Genomic DNA, 515 nt, shown 5'->3' with positions numbered 1-515 from the left:
ATTCAGAGCATTGATAACCGTCCGGCGGCTGGCGCCTGACTTCTCTGCCATTGCTTCGTGACTAGGGAACATAGCCCCATCGTCCCCCATGAACTCCGGCAGAACCGCCAGCGCATGTGCTTCCCCAAGAGTCAGCTTACCTTCCGACCGGAAACGACGAAGCATGGCCTGAAACCGGCGGATAATCTGCCATTTTGTCATGGGACGGGAGGTCTTGGAAGTAATGGCCACTGTCTATCCTCACTCGGACTGGCCATCTTCTCTTGAGGGGAACCCCGGAAACGGGTTATCGTTCCCCTCGGAAAGCTGACCCGTCCACTGCTACTGGCGGGTTAAGCTGAAAGGTCGGAGTTCGCTGCTCCGGCCTTTCGCCGTTTATGGGGACAGTGTTTTCCCATTTCTGAAAAAACGCAATGGGATATGAAAAATGAAATCGCCATTAGAACTGCAAGGGATAGCCAAAGCAGGCGCCAGCATCAAAATGTCCGCTAAAGGAAGAAGTAGTCTGGAACTGC

The 515-nt window shown here is 53.8% G+C and carries 1 pseudogene; it reads right to left on the bottom strand.

The features are described from left to right. Window positions 1-231 (bottom strand): annotated as a pseudogene (locus tag KP708_RS15610) (helix-turn-helix domain-containing protein); the annotation flags it as partial. Between the last annotated feature and the right edge of the window lie 284 nt (window positions 232-515).

The organism is Gluconobacter sp. P5H9_a, assembly GCF_018812085.1.
Taxonomy (GTDB): Bacteria; Pseudomonadota; Alphaproteobacteria; order Acetobacterales; family Acetobacteraceae; genus Gluconobacter.
Note: the sequence above shows the minus strand (reverse complement) of the source record. Positions and strands in the feature narration are given on the sequence as shown.